This is a genomic window from Pseudoalteromonas sp. S1650 (assembly GCF_005887195.1).
Taxonomy (GTDB): Bacteria; Pseudomonadota; Gammaproteobacteria; order Enterobacterales; family Alteromonadaceae; genus Pseudoalteromonas; species Pseudoalteromonas simplex.
In genome coordinates this window covers 95,672-116,353 of the sequence record NZ_PNDF01000008.1, presented here as the reverse complement: position 1 = coordinate 116,353, position 20,682 = coordinate 95,672, and the positions used below count along the sequence as shown (strand labels likewise).

Below are 20,682 nucleotides of genomic sequence, written 5' to 3'. Positions count from 1 at the left end.
ACAAAACTCGCCTTAGCTATTCCATGATTATTTATTTTTCTCAGTATCATGGATTTAGACAGCACACTAAAACGCAAACCTCAGCAATCAAAAGCTAAAAAATGGCTGGCTGTTGCAGCCATTGGCGTATCGGCTCTTGGCGCTTTAATGGTGTATCAATGGACAACCCCCACAGTGGTTGCTGCAAGCCAGCTGCAAATAGCAACCGTAGAACAAGCCGATTTTGTGGTAAAAATACGTGGCTTTGGCCGTTTAAAGCCAAAGTATCAACGTTATTTAACCAATACCGACACCGCAATGGTCGAAGCTATCCATGTATACCCCGGCACTATCGTCAAAAAAGACACAGTGATTTTAAGCCTCGTCAACCCACAGCAAGCGCAGCGTTTATCGGTCGCTCGGCTAGAACTTGCTCGCCAAAAAGCCAGTGTTAATGAGCAAAGAATTAACCAGCAAAGTGAACTACTTGAGCGCCAAGCAAATCTCGCCATATTAAAAAGTGAGCTGCAAAGTGCAGAGCTTAGAGTCGATGCTGAAAGCAAACTGATCGAGCAAGGGATTGTTTCAAGCCTCGATTACAAACGAAGCATGCTAAACGTTGCACAGCTTACAGAACGCGTAAGTATCGAGCAACAACGCCTTGCACAGCTTAAAGAAATGCACTTACAACGTAGCAAAATACAGCAAGAACTATTAAGCCAATTTGAGCTTAATTATCAAGTTGAGCAACAGGCTTTTGATCAGCTGCAAATAACGTCAGGTATCGATGGCATGCTGCAAGAATTGAATGTTGAACTTGGCCAAAACCTCGTGCCGGGTACCCGCCTTGCGGTGGTTGGCTCAAATAAAGCACTCAAAGCAGAGCTAAGCGTTAAGCAAGCAGATGCCGAAAAAGTGGCACTCAATATGGCAGCGAAAGTAAATACTTTTAGCCAAGCAGACCACGGTGAAGTTGATGCCAAAGTCACCCGAATTGACCCTATTGTTACCGATGGTCGAGTTATTATCGAACTTGATTTACAAGGCACACTGCCCGCTAATGCTCGCCCCGATTTAAGCATCGAAGGCTATGTCGTTAGCAACATTATTCCCGATGCATTAACCATTAACGTGCCACAAAAAGCACAAGCACACAGCGAAGCCACGCTGTTTAAACTTAATCCAAATACCCAGTTAGCAACGCCAACCAATATCGAATTTGGTACACTTAGTGACAATCAAATTCAACTTTTGAGCGGTGCCACCGTGGGCGAACAGCTGATCATTTCAGACCTTTCTAAATGGCAGCATTTGGCAACAATAAAAATCGAACAGGACAGTTTATGAAAACCAATACGCTTATCTCATTAAACAAAATCGCCAAAGTTTATCGCGGCCAAAATGTTGAAACCTATGCATTAAAAGACATCAGCCTGAATATTAACCAAGGTGACTATATCTGCATTAGCGGCCCATCTGGCTGTGGTAAATCGACGTTACTGTCATTATTAGGCTTACTCGATAGCCCAACTGCTGGCGACTATTTCATTAAAGAAGTCGACACAAAAACCCTTGATATGGATCAGCAAGCTGAACTTAGAAACCTTCACATTGGTTTTATATTTCAGTCGTTTAACCTAATTGATGAATTATCGGTATTTGACAACGTAGCACTGCCGCTCACTTATCGAGAGCCAGCCATGAGCCCAAGCGAAATTGAGCTTGCTGTAAAACAAGCCCTTGATGAAGTTGAGATGGGCCATCGTGCTCAGCATAAACCAAACCAATTATCAGGTGGTCAGCAACAGCGTATTGCTATTGCCCGCGCACTGGCTGGCAAGCCAAGCATTTTATTGGTGGATGAGCCAACTGGTAACTTAGATTCAAAAAATGGTGATGCCGTCATGGACTTGCTTGATGAGCTGAATAAAAAAGGCACCACCATTTGTATGGTAACCCATGATTTACGTTATGCCGGACGTGCTAAAACGCAACTTAAATTGCTAGATGGTGAAATTGTTTCCTACTCTGAAGCTCGCCAAGCACCTAGCAGCGACAATACTGAGCATGCACTTGAAAGCGCTGAGGTGATGTAATGAAATTAACCAAAACACGCGCCCAATTTAGCTTAGCGTGGGCATCATTAATGAATGCTCCGGGCTTTGTAACAGCAGTTATCGCAACGCTTGCTTTAACTCTTGCCACCTTGTTTGTGGTGCTTAGCCTTGTTAACAGCTACTTTTTAAAGCCCCTTGATGTGTACGATGAAAGCCGTATGGTGGTGGTTGAGCAATCACTTACTTATGATGACTACGATGCTACCGGCTTTCAAAGCTATCAATCGATGGTGCATTGGCTTAAGCATAATCAAAGCTTTGAACAAAGTATGATGATCAATGCGGGTGAGCAAATCTTTGCAAACCTAGATGGCGAACCGAAAGAGCCTGTGCTGTATGTTGGCGGCAACTATTTTGACTTATTAAACACACCATTTTTAATGGGACAAGGTTTTGACCTTGGAGAAACACTCGAAACTCCTGATGACCGCGTTGTTATCTCTGCTAATTTCTGGCGCAAGCATTACAACAGCGACCCGAACATTATTGGTAAAACACTTTCAGTCATGGCGGGTGAAACCGATTACGTTTACCGTATCGTCGGTGTTGTTGATGACTCATTCAGCCCACCCTACATGTTTAAAGCAAGTGACGTTGAAGTGTGGTTTCCATCCAGTGCGGACCGCCGTTTCTTTCACAATGACGATTGGCAAAGCCCGTGGACAAACACTTTCAAAAACCTAAAACTGATTGCAGTTTTAAAGCCTGGGGTCACCATAGATCAAGTTAAAGTCGATTTAAAACAGCAAATTGATACGGTTAAATCAGAGTGGCTAAACAACGGGGGGATCACCGATGTAAAACCTGAAGTAACCCCGTATCGTGACGTTGAGCTGGGTAATAACGATGACTTAAGCTTAATGATGTTAGCCGGTGCAGTAGGGCTACTGATTATTGCAGTACTTAATGTAAGCACGTTGTTTTTCTCACGCGCTCTTGCTCAACATAAAACCCTCGCTTTGCAGGCGGTGTTAGGTGCAAAACGCAGCACATTATTTAAAAGTATCTTTTTACAGTCACTGATTTTAATGACCTTATCGGTAAGCATTGCGCTGTTTTTATCGGTATGGGGCATACGTTTATTTAAAGTACTAGCAGAAGGCCGACTGCCACTGGTTAATAGCTTGGCCGTGGATAGCACGTTGGTCATTGTTGCCATCATACTGTGTATTGCTCTTGCTTATATTTTCTCTGTAATTACAGCGCGTTTGGTGAATTACAAAACCCTAAATACGCAAATGCAGAACAGTGGTAAAGGCGGGGTTTCACAGGTATCTGGCCGTACAGTGCGTATTTTAATTGGTTCACAAATGTTTGTTGCCGCGCTGCTTGTTAGCTTTTCAGTGATGGTAGTGAGTAAAGCCATGGGCACGATTAACCGCCCACTCGGCAGTGATACCGAAAACCTATATTTTGCCAACCTTTTCCAGCCAAATAATCAGATGTCATTGGCTGAGCGCTACGAACATATGCTGCAATACAAGCAGGTTTTGCTTGATAGCCAAGGCATTGATGATGTTGCCCTGGGTCATAGCCCGGTTTCGCAAAGACAAAACGCCAACACCTTGACTGATGTAAACGGTAAAAGCTCAGTTTTCTTCCCTAGTCAGTGGGTAGGGCCTGATTACTTTGCGTTAGTTAACACCAAAATTCTCGCTGGCCGCACCTTTACTGAACAAGCAATACGCGGTGAAACTAACGAGATACTGGTATCGGTCAGCGTGGCTGAAAACTTATTACCAGGCCAAGACTATCGAAATATCATCGGCAAGAGCTACCAAGGCTTAGAAGAAAAGATGTATGAAGTGGTGGGTGTAACCGAAGATTTTAATCACCCTAAATACTACGATGAATCGTTTGGTCGTCACATTTGGTGGCCTGCGACACCGTATAGCTACATGTTTACTATCAAAGCATCTGAAGGCGTTAAGCTGACTAATAAACAAATACTTAATACGCTAAAAGAAAAAAACAGCGACCTAACCATGTGGCAGTTTAATGACCTGCAACAAGAGTACGACAATTTACTGTACATGAGCCGACTGACCGTGGTTCTGTGTAGTACCTTAGCGCTATTTACTCTATTATTAGCAGCAATCGGTATTTTTGGGGTACTGAGCTACAACCTGGGTCTGCGCCGCTATGAGTTTGGTATTCGTATGGCATTAGGTGCAAAAAAAGCACGCTTATTCAAGTTGATGAGTGTTGAAGCTATTATCCCTGTGCTCATTGGTTTTGCGGTTGCTCTCGCCGCGGTAATGGTGGGTTTTTACATGTTACAAGGACAGCTCATGTCTTGGCTGATACTTGATGTAAGACTGCAGTTACTCGCTTGGAGTATTACCTTATGTATTGCGCTATTCACTTGCTTTAGACCTTTGGTTTTACTGCTTAAAGCAAAACCTATGGCCGCACTACGTAACGATTAACAGCACAAAATGGTGGCTTAAATTTAAGCCACCTCAACAGGATAATAAGAAAACATCATGGACAAAATCTTAGTCATAGACGATCAAGCTGATGTGCGTCTGGCTGCTACTGTTGCATTACAACAACTGGGCTTACATTGCCTTGAGGCCGAAGGCCCTGAACATGCCCTTGAATTATTAAAATCGGAGCACATTAGCCTGATTTTGCTTGATATGAACTACAAGCTCGACACCACCTCAGGTGAAGAAGGGTTACGCTTTTTAAAGCAACTAAATCAATTAGGTTCGACCATACCTGTCATTGTCATGACCGCATGGGCCAGCATTGATGTCGCTGTTAAAGCCATGCAATTAGGGGCTGTCGACTTTGTTGAAAAGCCATGGAATAACTTACGCTTAACCGCCGTTGTGCAACAACAACTCAAGCTCAAGCAAAGTAATCACGACAACGCGTGCTTAAAGGCGCTAACCAGTGACACAGAAGCACATTACATAGCTCAATCAGAAATCATGCAGCTGTTGCTTGCCAAAGCTGAGCGCGCAGCTAAAACCGATGCCAGCATTTTAATTACCGGCGAAAATGGCACTGGCAAAAGCTTATTAGCACATTATATTCACCAGCATTCACTCAGAGCTGATAAACGCTATGTCAGCGTGAATGTTGGCGCCATTGCGCCAACGCTATTCGAAAGCGAATTATTTGGCCATAAGAAAGGTTCTTTTACTGATGCCAAAGAAGACCGCCTAGGGCGTTTTGAAATTGCCGAAGGCGGTACTTTATTTTTAGATGAAATTGCGACTTTAAGCCTTGAGCTGCAAAGTAAAATGCTCCGTGTGCTAGAAAGCAAAGAATTCGAAGTGCTAGGCTCAAGCCAAACCAAAACCGCGGATGTTCGGATTATTTCTGCCACCAATAGTGAATTAGCTACGACCATTGAGCAGGGTGAATTCCGCCGTGACTTATTATTTAGACTCAATACCATTGAACTACACATTCCACCGCTTCGCGACAGAAAAGACGACATCGCTCCCTTGGCAGAACACTTGTTGTTAGTGCATGGTAAAAAATACCAACGCGCGAATATGGCGCTAAGTCCTGATGCCCTAAACGCGCTAAAAAATTACAGCTGGCCTGGTAATATTCGTGAGCTAAGTCACTGCATTGAACGCGCGGTGATCATGAGCGATAACAACAATGTTCAAGCCAATGACCTCATTTTAGATCAACCAAGTTGCGAGCAAACAAATAGTAATGCAGAACAAGCTTTGCCACTATTGCCCCTTGAAGAGCTTGAAAAACAGATGATTCAAAAAGCACTGCTGCAATTTAATGGCAATGTTATCGCCGCAGGAGAGTTTTTAGGATTAAGTAAATCGGCTATTTATCGTCGCATTGATAAACATCAGCTCGATTTAAAAGAAGTAGAACGCTAAATGAGTAGCAAGTTGTCGTTAGAGCAGCGTGTTCGACGCTATTTTTATATGGTTATAGCGGTGCTATTAGCACTTGGTATTGCCCTTTCGCTCAGCTTAGAACTAGATTTGTTTGCCAGTATCAGCCTATTATTGCCGTTTATCGGGATAAGCGCTTTTGCTTTAATTAAAAGCTACCGTGCGATCACCGATGTGGTTGAACGCTTTGGCCTGCAACTAGATGCACTGGCAAATGACGAAAGTAATAGTTGGCATTTAGCGTCTTATCAAAGTGGACGAGTCGCAGCGCTTAAGCAAGATTTTGCCAAGCTCAGCAATAAAATAGCCAAGAACAAACGCCATTATATGCAAACAGAAGAGTTTGTTTTTGAGTTTGCCAGCATGCTGGACTTACCCATCGTTATACTAGACCCCCATGGCTTGATTTACTTTAGTAATAAGGCGTTTATCAACAGTATTAGTCATCGCCAGATTGAAGGTAAATCGGCCAGCGACTTAGGCATTGCACTGCATGATGGCGAATGGCAACAAAACAGTGACTCACTGTTTAAACAACGCTTTCAAATCTCATCGCAGACTTTTTGGCGGACCGGCAGAAACTTTGAATTACTAACCTTCTTTTCAATTGAGCAACAGCTTCGCGATAACGAACAACTTGTTTGGCAACGTTTAATTCGCGTGTTGAATCATGAAGTACGTAACTCACTCACGCCGATTTATTCAATGAGTCAATCATTGCAAACCCTCAAGCGCCAAGGACAAATTAGCAGTCACGATGATCTCGCCCAAGATATGCTGCAAGTAATAGAAAAACGCGCTCAACACTTGCTTGATTTTGTAGCCAGTTACAGTGCATTTGCCAAGCTACCACCCGCACAAAAACAAACAATCAGTAGCGAGCAACTAAACACACGTTTAAACGCTATCTTTCCTGAACTAGTAATAAATAGCAGCGAAGAGTTACATGTTAATGCCGACTTTGGTCAGCTAGAACAAGCATTGATCAACTTGATAAAAAATGCCTTTGAAGCAGGCAGCAATTCTGCCCCAACCCTCACTTGGTCAAGGCAAGGTGATAACTTAAATATTGCAATTAGCGACCAAGGTTGTGGTATTCAAAACCCCGATAACTTGTTCGTACCATTTTACTCAACCAAAGCAAATGGCACAGGCATCGGGCTTGTGATCACCCGAGAACTTGTGCGCAACCAAGGTTTTGAGTTATCGATAAATTCAAAACCCCAGCAAGGCACACAAGCTATAATTACTGTGCCCTGCTAACTTATTTTACAAATGTGGCTTTCACACGCTTAGATAAACCTAAATAAAAAGCAAAACTTCAGCGCCATTTTCTAGGCATTTATATGAGCCAAATTAAAAAAGCCCTAAATAGTGAATTTTATTTGGCTCATGCAGCGAAATTCAGTAATTTGTCATATAAAGCTAAACGTAATTAGAAAATAACAATGAAATGGATGCACTTACAACTTAAGCTACTGGCTGTTTTTTTATTCTTTGTGAGCTGCTTTGCAGCCGCAGAAGAGTATCAAGTTGCGCCCGCAGCTAACTGGGTAAAACAACATAAGTTACTCACCCCTGAGATTCCTCGAGACCAAATACGAGACGGGACTTTCTACCTGATGCTCGACACTCAGCTTCAGGTATCTGAGCAAGCCCCACAGCAACGCTTTAATCGTACTGTAATGCAAGCGGTCAATCAGTCTGGGGTTGATTATATTAGCCAGCTGAATATTGATTTTGACCCAAATTATCAATCTCTTACGCTCAATAGTTTAGGCATTATTCGTGACGGCCAATATATAGATAAACTAAATAGTGCCGAGCTACAGGTGTTACAACGCGAGACTGACTTAGCAAGTCGTATATACAATGGCACCTTAAGCCTAAATGTCATTATTGATGATATGCGGGTCATGGATATTTTAGATTACAGCTATACGGTTTCGGGCAGTAATCCGGTTTATCAACACTTCAGCACCAAGCGCACACTGAACTGGTCGGTGCCGATAGTGCAGCAATTTATGCGGGTACAGTGGCAAAAGCCTACGCCCTTATATATCAACTTTATAAATGGCGAGTCGCCTGTTACTAAAACCAAGCTAGATACGGGTTTTGACTACCAGATTAGCCAACACAATGAGCCGACCCTTAGCTCTGCAAGCGAAGTACCGCATTGGTATTCGCCTTACAAGGAAGTGTACTTTTCTGAAGTAAATAATTGGCAAGAGGTAGTCAATTGGTCGTTACCTTTGTACCAATCTGCCATCGAAGTGAGCCCTGCTATTGAAACAATTGCTCGTCAAATTAAGTTTCAACATGCCGATTTAGAGTCTCAAATTGTGGCTGCCCTGCGCTTTAGCCAAGACGAAGTACGTTATTTGGGCCTAGAAATGGGCACCAACTCACACCAGCCTACTCCAGCATCAGAAACTCTGGCACTGCGCTATGGCGACTGTAAAGACAAAACCGTCTTGCTCATTTCTTTACTTAAAGCGCTCGGGGTAGAGGCTCATCCTGCTTTAGTTAACACTGAAGACCGAAAACGTACTGCTAGTTTACCGGTCTCTCCTAGCTTATTTGACCATGTCATTGTCACCTTAGAGCATCAAGGTAAACGATATTGGCTTGATCCGACCATTTCGTATCAACGCGGCGATTTAGAAAATTTAGCTCAACCGAACTACGATGTAGCGTTAATAATTAAACAAGGTGAAACAGGCTTTACGGATATGTTCACTGAGCCTGCCCTAAAACGCATACAGGTTTTTGATAATTATCAGATCCCAGAAGGTATTGATGAGCCAGTTAGTTTCTCAACTCAATATAAATACGGTGACTTTGAAGCAATTAGCCGCCGCAGTTCAATCGCTAAAAACAGCTTAAAAAGCATAGAAGATGATTACCGCGAATATTATCAAGATACCTACAAAGGCTTAAAAACTGCCAAACCTATGCTAGTTGAATCCCCAGAGGACACCGGTCAGCTAATTACCAATGAGCACTATACTATTGATAACTTTTGGCGACCTGAGGGTAATGATTTTCAAAACGACTTTTACGCCAGTGAAATTCAAAACTCAGTTTATAAGCCGGAGCAGCGAGAGCGAAACAATGCACCAATGTGGTTTCGTTACCCAAATAATATCGAAACAACCATAAAGGTTACGTTTACGGACTCTAATTGGCAGTTTGATGATGAGCAAGTCACGATCGACAACCCATTTTTTCATCTCGAAAAGCGCGTAACATTTAAAGACTCAGTGTTGACCTTATACTTTGATTACAGTGCTAAGCAGGATCATATTCCAGCCGATCAAATAGACCTTTACCTAAGCGAGCGCAAAAAACTCAATAACGCGACCCATTACGGCATCATTAAATACGGCACAAATAGGGCCACAACCACACCAGTAGATGACGAAACCAACTGGTATAGCGTTTTTATTTTAAGTTACTTAGCGGCAATCATCTTTTTCATCGCGGCTTGGCGTTTTGAAGTTCGAAAACGTCCAGAATTTGAAGGTGTGCAGTTTTACCCTGTAAGCAACAGTAAATTTTACCTTTATAGTTTATTCAGCTTGGGCATATTTATTAATTACTGGAGTTATCGCAATTGGAAGTTTATTAAGCAGCAACAAAACAGCCATATGATGCCCATTGCCCGAGGTATTTTTGCGCCTTTATTCTTTTTTGCACTGTTTCTTCAACTTATAAAACATAGCGAACAAACCTTTAACAAAAATAAAATATTACCAACTGCGGTTGCTTTTGTAATTTGGCTAATGATTATTGTATGTGAAATAGCAAGTTCACTAGGTGACTATGGTATGTGGCTATTCTTAATCATTCCTTTATTGTGGCTACCAATTGTTAACTACATTCAAAACCTTAACCAACCTAAAGATGCGTTAGAGTACAACTCAAAATGGCGTGCAAGACAGCTGCTAATTTCTGTATTCGCGACGCCTTTACTACTTTATGGGCTAATTGCTGAATTATACTTATTGCCTAATTCAACCATAGTTACAGGTGACAAACTTTGGTCTTATCAGGTTAACTTTTTAAAGCGTCAAGAGATTATGCCTAGTGATGAAAATGTGGAGTATTTTTATAGCGATGCATTTTTTGATTTCAGAGATGATGGCAATGGCATGACGAAAAATACGCTTTTTAGTTACTGGAAAAATGAACAAGGTGTAATTGAAAAAGATCTGCTCTACTTTAATGAAATAAAAGAAGTGAAAGCAGACTATGCAAAAAGTCCTCTAACAACATCTTCACTTACCGTTATTGATCATGACGGTAATGAGATGCTTTTATTCTTAAGCAATGAAGACGACCTAGATAGACGCTTTGTTGCCAAGGTTAAGCAACGCCTCAAAGAGTCAACCTTAGCAACTGAGCAAAACGCAGATTAAGTCAGTCGCTTAATCATGCGTTTTAAGGCGGGCGCTTTCAGAGGCTTATAAAGCAATGGATAGCCCGCATCGAGCACTAACTCGCGTATGCCTTCATCATGATTCGCGGTATTAACGATGGCTGGTAAGCGTGTTAGTGCCGCTTGCTCAATCACTTCAAGTCCCGTTACTCCATCATCAAGCTGATAATCAATAATCAACAATTGCGGCAGGGCTTGACTTGCCTTTAACTGCTCAAGCTCCGCTAAGTTAGTGGCTATTGAAATTTCACAGCCCCAATTTTCGAGTAGCTGCTTTAATGCCTCTAACACGTTGCGGTCGTTATCAAGCAACCAAATACGCAATTGCCCCAGCTCTGTTTCTTGTGATGCCTCAGCGCCTTTCGCTTGCGCAGGCGCAGTACTCACTCTACAAGGCAGGGTAAGGGTAAATTGCGTGCCTTTACCAAGTTCAGACCCCATCACTAAGGGTATTTTAAGTAAGTCACATATACGTTTAGTGATTGCCAACCCTAAGCCTAACCCCTCGGCGCTTGGCTTTGCACCAAGCTGTTTAAACTCTTGGAAAATAGTTTGTTGATCGCTCGATGCAATCCCAATCCCTGTGTCTTCAACAATAAAGGATACATGATCATCGTCGTACTGCATTTTTAAGCGCACTTCACCTTGCTCAGTATAACGAATCGCATTACTCAAAAGGTTACGCAGCACTCGTCGCAGCAGTGCTTTGTCGGTATGCAAGCGCACATCGCAGGTTTCAATAATAAACTTTAAGCCTTTTTCGCGGGCAAGGGCTTCGTAGTCATTACGCAATGGTTCAACCAACGAGCTGGCAGCAAACTCGCTCATTTGTACTTTAAACGAGCCCGAATCGAGCTTAGTTAACTCTAAAATACTCGATAATAACTCTTCGGCGCTGCCCAATGAATTCTTAATATTCATCGCCAGCTCTTTAAGTTCGGTGTCTTGGGCTTTTTCATTCATTAAAGAACAAAACAAGCTCGCAGCATTGAAAGGTTGCAGTAAATCATGGCTAGCAGCGGCAAAAAAGCGCGTTTTACTGACCGTTGCTTGCTCCGCCACTTGCTTTGCCATCGACAACTCTTGGTTTGCTTGAGTCAATGCTAAGGTGCGTGCTGCGACTTTTTCTTCAAGGCTAACATTGGCTTCGGTTAACGCTTTTTGTTGTTTTACGAACTCGGTGATGTCGGTATAGGTTGTTACAAAGCCGCCACCTGGCAGTGGGTTACCTTGCATTTCAAACACGCGACCATCATTGTGCGAGCGCTGGTATTTATAAGCGCTGCCTTGGCGTAAATAGGCTAAGCGTTTTTCAACTTCGCTGGTCATGCTCTCGCCGCTAAATAAACCGCGTTCGGCATTAAAACGAATAATGTCGGCAACCGGGCGGCCTATGTAAAGCGCATCATCTGGGTAGGCGAACATGTTTTTGTAGCCTTGGTTCCAAGCTACCAAGCGCAGCTCACTATCAACTACACTGATCCCTTGTTGAATATTTTCGATTGTTGATTGCAGTAAGTCACGATTAAATTTAAGCACTTGGCTTGCTTCGTCAACAAACTCAGCAACCTGCTCTAGAGGCTGGCGCTGCTCATTCTTAGCCACATCTAAAATAAGCCGTGCCGATGCGCCGCCGATCACCGCAGACATCTCACGCTCAACTAATAGTTCTAACTCAACATTGGCAGGACGTTTCCACTTACTTTTATCATCCGGAAAGTAATGATTTACCAAAGACTGTGCCGCTTCTTTTTCGGCAAATCGTTGCAATAGTGCACCTAGATCATGGTAACTCAAAGGCTGTAGATGATTACTCACTCGAGAATCACTAAGCTGCGACACAAACTTATTGCTCTGCAAGCGTTCAGCTAAGGTTGCTCGACTAAATAACGGTACTAAGAAATACACTAAACAGTTCGCACCTAGCGATAGCAATAAAGCTTGGCTAATGCTTTCCATGCCTAATGAGAATAAGTCGGTTGGCGCTAACCAGCTTATTCCCCAAGGTCCATTTACAAGCCATAAACTATCGCTTCCTAAACCTCCGGCGATATTCGGTAGTAAAAGTGTATAACCCCAAATAATAAAACCGCTTAAAATCCCTAATTGCGCACCGCGACACGATGCTTGTCGCCACCATAAGCCTATAATCATGGCTGGCGAAAATTGCGCGACTAAGGTGAACGACATCAAACCCACATTGGCAAGGGTTGTACTTTCGCCCAGCACTCGGTGAGTGAAATAGCTTAGCAATAAAATCAATACGATAACGATTTTACGTGCATGTAATAGGTTATTTTTATCAAGCCCGCGACTGCTCGATGTAAGTTGCGAGCGGCGTAAAATAAATTGGTTAATAAAGTCATTAGTGATCATCACTGAAAGCACAATTGATGACACTATTACCATACTTGTTGCCGCTGAAAAGCCACCTAAAAAGGCTAATAACGCCACAAAGGCATCATCAGCTGCCATAGGTAAAGCCAATACAAAGGTGTCGTAGCCGACTTTTTGACCTTGAAAGTAAATTAATCCGGCGTATGCAATCGGTAGAATAAACAGGTTAATAAGTAAGAGGTAAATCGGAAATAGCCAACGCGCCGAGGCCAGCTCTTTATCGTTATTTTTTTCGATAAAGCTCATGTGGAATTGTCTTGGCAAACATAAGGTCGCCAAAATACCAAGCAAAGTATGAGCAACATACACATAGGTTGGACTTTGTGTGGCAGCCACTTGCTGATCAATATTTAGGTCATGCGCTTTTTCAAACAGTGCCACAGGGCTGTCGAATAAAGCAAAGCACACATACAAACCCACCGCTAAAAACGCCAATAATTTAACCACAGATTCAAAGGCTATACTGGCAATCAAACCAGGATTATGTTCGCTGGGCTTTAACCGCCTCGCGCCGAATAAAATAGCAAACAGTGCCAATACAATCGTGATGTAAAAAGTACTGTCGGCCCATACTTCATGGCTTTGTGTGGCAGCACGGTCGGTAAGTAAGTTGATACTTTGTGCAGTTGCACTTAGCTGTAAAGAGATATAGGGCACAATGGCAATCACTGAAATCAATGAAATGAGCCCAGACAAACTCGACGATTGACCATATCGGGTCGCAATAAAATCTGCCATTGAGGTTATTTTTTGCTGCCGACAAATATGCGCTATGCGGCAATAGACTTGCCAGCCAAAAATGAATAACAAGATAGTGCCTGCATAGGTCGGAGCCAACCACCAACCGTTGTATGCAGCTTGTGCTGTGGTGCCAAAGAACGCCCAAGAGGTGCAATACACCCCAAGTGATAAACCATAGGTTAAGCCTTTAAAAGGCAATACTTTTCTTTTATCAGCCCAGCCTGCAACCGCAAATAAAATTGCCAGGTATACAATTGCAAGAAGGCTTATTGACCAAATTGAGAACATCGCATGTGATTATTTTAATTGTTATAGCCCCAGCATAGTTTTTATTGCACGTAATTTACAGCCTAACTTTAGTGCTAATGCATTGTATTACGGAAGTTTAAAAAACAAACACAAAGAAATGAGAATTATTTTCAATTGAGTGTTGACAGACATGTAAATCTAATTGATAATCACTATCAACAAGACGATAAAGTACTTGTTCGGAATAAACTGATTTGTTTCTCGACCCTGAAACACGTGTGGCCCACGATAAAGCTAAGATCGCCTGTTGCTAATCGCAACGCCCCTTGATATTGGCAACAGGTGATCGCCCTACTATTTTACTTGCTACATTGCTCATATCGGTGACGGTAGATATGAAACTCAAAAAGCCCTTACAGGGCTTTTTTTATGTCTGAAATTCGTACAAAACCTGCAATAAAACTAAATGAGAATTATTTTCAAAAAAGTATTGACAGCATCACAAACCTAATTGATAATTAATCTCAACAAGCCAAGCGAAGTATGATGACTTGTTGAGATTGAATTTGTTTCTCCCCAGAAACGCGTGTCGCCACGTTAAAGCTTTAGCTTATATGTTGCTAATCGCAACGCCCCTTGATATTGGCGACATATAAGCGACCCTACTTATTTTACTTGCTACATTGCTCATATCGGTGACGGTAGATATGAAACTAAAAAAGCCCTTGCAGGGCTTTTTTTATGTCTAAAAGTTAATGCGTTAACTTTATCGACGGTTCTTACGTGCACGTGCACGGCGTTGTTTTTTCTCTTCTTCTTTAGCGGCTTTTTTCGCCTCTGCAGCAGCGCGAAGCTGTGCAACCATTTGCTCTTCTTCTTCACGCATGGCCGGTGTTTCCATGGTAATACGACCAATAATGCCATCGCGTAATTCGTTGATAAGAATTTCAGACATTTTGTAAGTATCGATTTGATTACCACCGCGGATACAACCACGCTTTTTACCTGCCATTTCAACAAACTCCCAGTCAGACTCTGGTAGCTCATCAATTTTATAGCGGCTTTTTAAAAGCTCTGGGTATGCATGCAGTAAATATTCAGCGGTGTAACTTGCCACTTCTTCGTAGTCGATAGCGGTATCACGAATTGCACCAGTTGCCCCTAAACGATAACCAGAGTTTTCGTTCTCTACTTTAGGCCATAACATACCTGGCGTGTCGTAAAGCATAATGCCATCGTCAAGCTTAATACGTTGCTGCGCTTTGGTTACCGCAGGTTCATTACCTGTTTTTGCCACGATACGGCCGGCCAAGGTATTAATAAGAGTTGATTTACCAACGTTTGGAATACCCATGATCATGGCTTTAATTTGTTTATCAGCGCCTACTTTATGCGGCACTAACTTTTTACAAAGCTCATTAATACGGTGCACTTCACCCGCTTTATCATTACCAAAATCAATCGCTTTCACACCACTTTGCTGCTCAAAGTAGTCTTTCCAAGCTTGCGTTAACTTAGGATCAGCCAAGTCCGCCTTGTTCATGATTTTGATCACCGGCTTGTCGCCACGCAGCGCAGTAACCATTGGGTTTTCACTACTGTAAGGAATACGGGCATCAAGTACCTCAATGATCACATCCATCTGTGGCATGATTTCTTTAATTTCGTTTCGGGCTTTGTTCATGTGACCCGGGAACCACTGGATGGCCATTTTTAACTCCTACAAGATAATTTCACGGTATTTTAACTGGCTCGGCAACGAATTGCGCTATAATGACGCAAATTTTTTCAAGTAAGCAGTTATGGCTCTTAAATCAACCATTATTAAAGCGCAATTATCGTTAAGCGATATGGATCGCCACATTTATCAAGATTTCAATTTAACTCTGGCACAACACCCATCAGAAACCGAACAACGCTTGATGATCCGCTTGTTGGCTTTTGCACTAAATGCCCGTGAAGGCTTAGAGTTTACTAAAGGCTTATGCGCCGATGATGAACCTGAGCTTTGGCACATTAACTATAGCGAAGAAATTGAATTATGGGTTGAGCTTGGTTTACCTGATGAAAAACGCCTGAAAAAAGCCTGCAATAAGTCGAAGCAAGTTGTTTTATATACCTATGGTGAAAATAACCAAGCGATTTGGTGGCAAAAACATCAACCTAAGTTGTATGATTTTAAAAACTTAAGTATTTTTAGTCTCGATTATGCTGCGACTCAGGCATTAGCCGACTTAGCTGATCGTAATATTAAGCTCACTATTACCATTCAAGACGGTGAAGTATGGGTTAGCTCAGACACAGCAAATATCGAAATTAAACCGCAACAGTTAATGTAAGGAATGCGATGGCTATTAGGCAAGTTGTAGTATTACACGGACTATATATGTCAGGCTTTGTGATGCGCCCACTGTGCGCGCGTCTTGAAAAGTCAGGACTAAAAATACTCAATTTGACCTATAACACGCTCTCTCCCGATAGAGCGGCGATTTTCGATAAGATTGATCGCTTTATTGGTGGTAAACCTACCGCCTTAGTTTGCCACTCAATGGGCGGCTTGGTTGCTCGCGCTTACTTAGAGGCCAATTCTCTTCAAAGCCGCCATGTCGAAAAGGTGATCACCTTAGGCACCCCGCATAAAGGCAGCCATATTGCCAAACAAATGCAGCTGAAGGGCTTTGAAATGCTGTTAAAAAATAGCGTGGAGTTTCTATTATCTGAGAATGGCAATTGGCCGTTTAATGCCAAGCTTTATAGTATTGCTGGTGACTTACCCATAGGGCTAATGCCACTGATTGCTAAAGGCAGTGTCTCTGATGGTACAGTTTTGATAGATGAAACCAAGCTCAATGGCATGGCAGAACATAAGGTGTTTCATTTGAGTCACACCAGTATGATCTACTCACGCCAAGTGATGGATTACATCATTAAGCTTATAAATCAAAGTGAGTGATACTTTAATCTTCAGCACTTGCAGCCACTTTATATGAGATTAAAACAATGATCCCTAAGATCAATGGTACAGGTGCTGCAATATAGCCAAAGGTATCAAAGTTTGCGAAGCTAGCACCTGCTAGATGACCTACCAAACCGATAACAAATGCAAGTAATGCGATCACGACAACGACTATTTCAGCTTTGTTTTCTTTAACTGTTTTACCGTCCATTTTTCTTCTCCTGGTTAAATGCGGTAAAGTCATTATGCGCTTCTGGTTCGTTGTTTTTTTGACCTAAATCAAGTTCTAAATCAGCGTGTTTCTCAGCAGGTGCAAACCTTGTTTTAGATCATACTTTCTGCCTAATTTTAAAATATTCGTAAAATAAGGTAGATTTTTTGCTCAGTTGCCCCAAGTCTATTAAAAGTAATTCAAAGTTATATTGATAGTGCATAAATGGACAACACCAACCTTTGATAGGTAAAACCTATCACTGTGTTCGAATTAAACCATTTTACAGATTAACCAAGATGGCTAATACTTAACACCAAGCACTAGCAAGTAAACACTTAACGGTTTTTTTAAGGAGCAATCTATGTCACAGGTAAATGCAATTGGTTTAAACAGCGCAAAAAGTGAAGATATCGTAAATTCACTAAACTCTTTACTAAGCTGCTACCAAATTCAATATATGAACGCACGCGGCTTTCATTGGAATATCAAAGGTCGTAACTTTTTTGAATTACACCTTAAATTTGAAGAAATTTATAACTTACTACTTGAGAAAGTAGACGAGATTGCAGAGCGTATTTTAACGTTAGGTGGTACACCGGTACATGCATTCTCTGAATACATTGAAGCAAGTAAGATCAGTGAAGCTAAAAATATCACTGAAGGCACTGCTGCAGTAGAAAACCTTTTAGCAGGTTACAGCACGCTTATTCAAATGCAGCGTGAAATCTTAGCACAAGCTGGTGATGCAGATGACGAAGGTACAGCATCATTAATGGGCGACTACATTAAAGAACAAGAGAAACTTGTTTGGATGTTAAAAGCTTACCTAGGTTAATATTCAGAATTGACACGGAAAAGCCCTCTCTTGAGGGCTTTTTTATATTCAGAAGGTATTATTTTAACCACTTTCTTAAATTATCGTACTCGGGTCTTATTTGAAAAAAGCTTTCAGCGTCTTGGTGAAAGTTAATATCCATTTCGACACCAGACCAAACTGTTTCTAATAAATTGCGGGCAATGATATTCGCTTTGATGTAATCAACGCGTTTGTAGCCTCGTGCTTTGACAGCCTGAAAGTAAACCTTAGCAGTTTCAATACTATCGGCAGTTGCTAATTCAAATTGTTCCAAATTAACCACAGCATACTGAATTGAAAACTCTGGGTACTTCATGATTTCTTGAGCAACTTCAATACTAAATGAAGCAACGGCTTCTTTATTAAAACTGCCACTCATTTCCACATAAATCACCGGCGGCTCAACAAAATAACGCCAATCACCATGGGCTTTAAACATGCTTACCCCTTTGAAATACAACTTAAGTTTACGCTTATAAAATTTATTTACCTATTTATCTAAGCCTTAATTCGATAATAAAGCAATAAAAAAGGCCATTTCTAATGCCTTTTCTTCAAGGCTTTTAAAACGACCCGATGCACCACCATGGCCTGCATCCATGTCGGTTTTAAATACCAAAATGTTGTCATCGGTTTTAAGCTCACGTAGCTTAGCAACCCACTTCATTGGCTCCCAGTATTGCACTTGAGAGTCATGAAACCCGGTTGTAACAAGAATATTAGGGTAAGCCTGTGGCTTAATATTATCGTACGGTGAGTAAGCCTGAATCACATCATAAAACGCAGGATCATTTGGATTACCCCATTCGTCGTATTCATTGGTCGTCAGTGGAATACTCTCATCAAGCATGGTGGTTAGCACATCTAAAAATGGCACATGACACCCAATACCTAAATAAAGCTCAGGTGCTTGGTTAACCACAGCGCCCATTAATAAGCCACCAGCACTGCCACCAGACGCGAATACTTTCTCTGGGTGTGCATAGCCTTGCTCAGTAAGCGCATGCGTAACATCAATAAAATCGCTAAAGCTATTTTGCTTATATTGCTTTTTACCTTGCTCATACCAGTGACGCCCTAGCATTTCACCACCACGAATATGTGCAATCGCATAAACAAAACCGCGGTCAAGCAAGCTTAGTGAGCTACTTGAAAAACTAGGATCGATGGTAATACCATACGCGCCATAGCCATATTGCAACAGCGGATTACTTCCATCTTTATTAAATTGGTCGATACGATAAACCAAAGATACCGGCACTTGCTCGCCATCTCTTGCAGTAACCATTAAACGTTCTGAGCGATAATGCTCTGGGTTAAAATCACCCAATACTTGCTGTTGTTTTAATAAGGTTTTGTTACCTGTTTTTAAATCAACATCATACAAAGAGCCTGGCGTAGTTAAGCTTGAATAGTAAATACGCGCAGAGCTCACATTCGGCTCTGGATTCATGGCAATTGCAGCATAATAACAAGGGTCATCAAACTCTAAAGTAAGACGCTCGGCTTGCTGATCCACCACTACAAAACGTGTTTGGCCAAGCTCTCGCTCGGTGAGGATAAGGTAGTCATCGAAAATCTCGATCCCTTCTAACAATACGTTCTCGCGATGTGCTGTATGCTCTTGCCAACGATGTTTATCGGCAATGGTGCTTTGCGTCGCGGTCATTAAACGAAAGTTTTTCGCTTGCCAGTTGGTCACAATGTAAAAGGTATCACCTAGCTTATCGACATCAAACTCATGGCCTTCTTCGCGTGGCATTAAGGCGCTAAATCCACCTTCTGGATTATTGGCATCAAGCACCCAAGTATCGTTTGTTTCTGTGGTCGCAAGGTCAATTATGATCAGGCTTTCATCGCGGCTTTTGCCAAGCCCCATAAAGAAGCTTTTATCTTGCTCTTCATAAACCAGTACGTCATCAGCTTGCGGGGTGCCTAAAACATGGCGGTAAACCTGAAAACCCAATAAGGTTTGCAGGTCTTTTTTCACATAAAACACCGTTTTATTATCATTAGCCCACACCACTTGGCCTTCGGTGTTTTCCAGCACATCACTAAACATCTCACCGCTGGCAATATTTTTAAAACGCACGGTATAAATACGACGACCTTCAGTGTCTTCAGAGTATGCAAGTAGCTGCTCGTCAGGGCTAATTGCAACTTCGCCTAATTCATAAAATTCGTAATCGCCAGCTAATTGATTTACATCTAACAGCAAGTGCTTGTCGCGCGCCTCTATTGAGCTACTGCGATAATGACGTGCATATTCATCGTCGCCACGTACTTCTGAGTGATACCAATATTGGCCATCTTTCACGGGTACCGTGTTGTCGTCTTTTACAATGCGGTCTTTTAGTTCATTAAATAATTGTTCGCGCAGTGGCTTTATATCGGCGAGTTGCTCATCGCAATAATCGTTTTCGGCGTTTAAGTGCGCTAATACATCTTTATTTTCACGCTCATCATCACGCATCCAATAATAGTTATCGGTGCGAGTTAGTTGATGAGTAGTTAATGGATGAGGCTGTTTTTTGGCAACAGGAGGATGCGCTAATAAAGACAAAGAATACGAATTTGACGACACAAGAAAAAACCAAAATAAAAAACGAATTGCTGGCAGTTTATCACAGAATTATACCAATCAGCTTAATTAAGTAGTCTATTTTGAGGCAATAAAACCTCGTTGATAACTAGGCAAAAATTTCGTTATTTAGTTGTTCTAAATGAGAAATTTTTAACGCAGTTAACGACAGGTTTAATCCCTCAAAATGATTAAGTATTATTGCGGGTTGGTATTAAAAAAGCCCACTCAAATTGAGTGGGCTAAGCAATGCTAAAATAGCATTTAGGG

Annotated in this window: 14 protein-coding genes; 9 read left to right on the top strand and 5 right to left on the bottom strand. The window is 41.9% G+C overall.

Annotated features, from left to right (window positions below):
* Window positions 1–48: 48 nt before the first annotated feature.
* The 6 genes from CWB80_RS01715 (at window position 49) to CWB80_RS01690 (ending at window position 10,398) form a co-directional block, all read left to right on the top strand.
* Window positions 49–1,326 (top strand): HlyD family secretion protein, encoded by a 1,278-nt coding sequence (locus tag CWB80_RS01715; RefSeq protein WP_138599091.1) that lies wholly within the window; start codon window positions 49–51, stop codon window positions 1,324–1,326.
* Window positions 1,323–2,075 carry an ABC transporter ATP-binding protein gene (locus CWB80_RS01710; RefSeq protein WP_055198568.1) on the top strand — a complete coding sequence of 251 codons (753 nt, stop codon included), beginning with the start codon at window positions 1,323–1,325 and terminating at the stop codon, window positions 2,073–2,075. The genes CWB80_RS01715 and CWB80_RS01710 overlap by 4 nt, the downstream gene beginning before the upstream one ends.
* On the top strand, window positions 2,075–4,525 hold the full coding sequence (locus tag CWB80_RS01705; protein WP_138599092.1) for an ABC transporter permease: 2,451 nt from the start codon (window positions 2,075–2,077) through the stop codon (window positions 4,523–4,525). Before CWB80_RS01710 ends, CWB80_RS01705 begins: the two co-directional genes overlap by 1 nt.
* Before the next feature lie 57 nt (window positions 4,526–4,582).
* A complete protein-coding gene (locus CWB80_RS01700; protein ID WP_138599093.1) occupies window positions 4,583–5,959 on the top strand; it encodes a sigma-54-dependent transcriptional regulator in 1,377 nt (458 codons plus the stop codon).
* Window positions 5,960–7,240 carry a sensor histidine kinase gene (locus CWB80_RS01695; RefSeq protein WP_138599094.1) on the top strand — a complete coding sequence of 427 codons (1,281 nt, stop codon included), beginning with the start codon at window positions 5,960–5,962 and terminating at the stop codon, window positions 7,238–7,240.
* Window positions 7,241–7,425: 185 nt separating this feature from the next.
* Window positions 7,426–10,398 (top strand): DUF3857 domain-containing transglutaminase family protein, encoded by a 2,973-nt coding sequence (locus tag CWB80_RS01690; protein ID WP_138599095.1) that lies wholly within the window; start codon window positions 7,426–7,428, stop codon window positions 10,396–10,398.
* On the opposite strand, the gene CWB80_RS01685 is transcribed toward CWB80_RS01690, so the two are convergent.
* Window positions 10,395–13,844 carry a PAS domain-containing hybrid sensor histidine kinase/response regulator gene (locus CWB80_RS01685; protein ID WP_138599096.1) on the bottom strand — a complete coding sequence of 1,150 codons (3,450 nt, stop codon included), beginning with the start codon at window positions 13,842–13,844 and terminating at the stop codon, window positions 10,395–10,397. The two genes, CWB80_RS01690 and CWB80_RS01685, sit on opposite strands and share 4 nt — an antisense overlap.
* A gap of 727 nt (window positions 13,845–14,571) precedes the next feature.
* Window positions 14,572–15,516 carry a ribosome biogenesis GTPase YlqF gene (gene ylqF / locus CWB80_RS01680; RefSeq protein WP_054552314.1) on the bottom strand — a complete coding sequence of 315 codons (945 nt, stop codon included), beginning with the start codon at window positions 15,514–15,516 and terminating at the stop codon, window positions 14,572–14,574.
* 91 nt (window positions 15,517–15,607) lie between these two features.
* On the opposite strand from ylqF, the gene CWB80_RS01675 reads away from it, so the two are divergent.
* Window positions 15,608–16,144, top strand: a complete 537-nt coding sequence (locus tag CWB80_RS01675; RefSeq protein ID WP_054552313.1) for a YaeQ family protein — start codon at window positions 15,608–15,610, stop codon at window positions 16,142–16,144.
* Between the two features lie 8 nt (window positions 16,145–16,152).
* The gene (locus CWB80_RS01670; RefSeq protein ID WP_138599097.1) at window positions 16,153–16,758 is read left to right on the top strand and encodes a PGAP1-like alpha/beta domain-containing protein; all 606 of its coding nucleotides are present in this window, start codon (window positions 16,153–16,155) and stop codon (window positions 16,756–16,758) included.
* A 4-nt stretch (window positions 16,759–16,762) separates the two neighbouring features.
* On the opposite strand, the gene CWB80_RS01665 is transcribed toward CWB80_RS01670, so the two are convergent.
* Window positions 16,763–16,972 carry a hypothetical protein gene (locus CWB80_RS01665; protein ID WP_054552311.1) on the bottom strand — a complete coding sequence of 70 codons (210 nt, stop codon included), beginning with the start codon at window positions 16,970–16,972 and terminating at the stop codon, window positions 16,763–16,765.
* 364 nt (window positions 16,973–17,336) lie between these two features.
* On the opposite strand from CWB80_RS01665, the gene CWB80_RS01660 reads away from it, so the two are divergent.
* Window positions 17,337–17,810 carry a Dps family protein gene (locus CWB80_RS01660; protein WP_054552310.1) on the top strand — a complete coding sequence of 158 codons (474 nt, stop codon included), beginning with the start codon at window positions 17,337–17,339 and terminating at the stop codon, window positions 17,808–17,810.
* 58 nt (window positions 17,811–17,868) lie between these two features.
* On the opposite strand, the gene CWB80_RS01655 is transcribed toward CWB80_RS01660, so the two are convergent.
* Window positions 17,869–18,270 (bottom strand): hypothetical protein, encoded by a 402-nt coding sequence (locus CWB80_RS01655; protein ID WP_054552309.1) that lies wholly within the window; start codon window positions 18,268–18,270, stop codon window positions 17,869–17,871.
* 66 nt (window positions 18,271–18,336) lie between these two features.
* Window positions 18,337–20,415 (bottom strand): S9 family peptidase, encoded by a 2,079-nt coding sequence (locus tag CWB80_RS01650; RefSeq protein ID WP_138599098.1) that lies wholly within the window; start codon window positions 20,413–20,415, stop codon window positions 18,337–18,339.
* Window positions 20,416–20,682 lie beyond the last annotated feature (267 nt).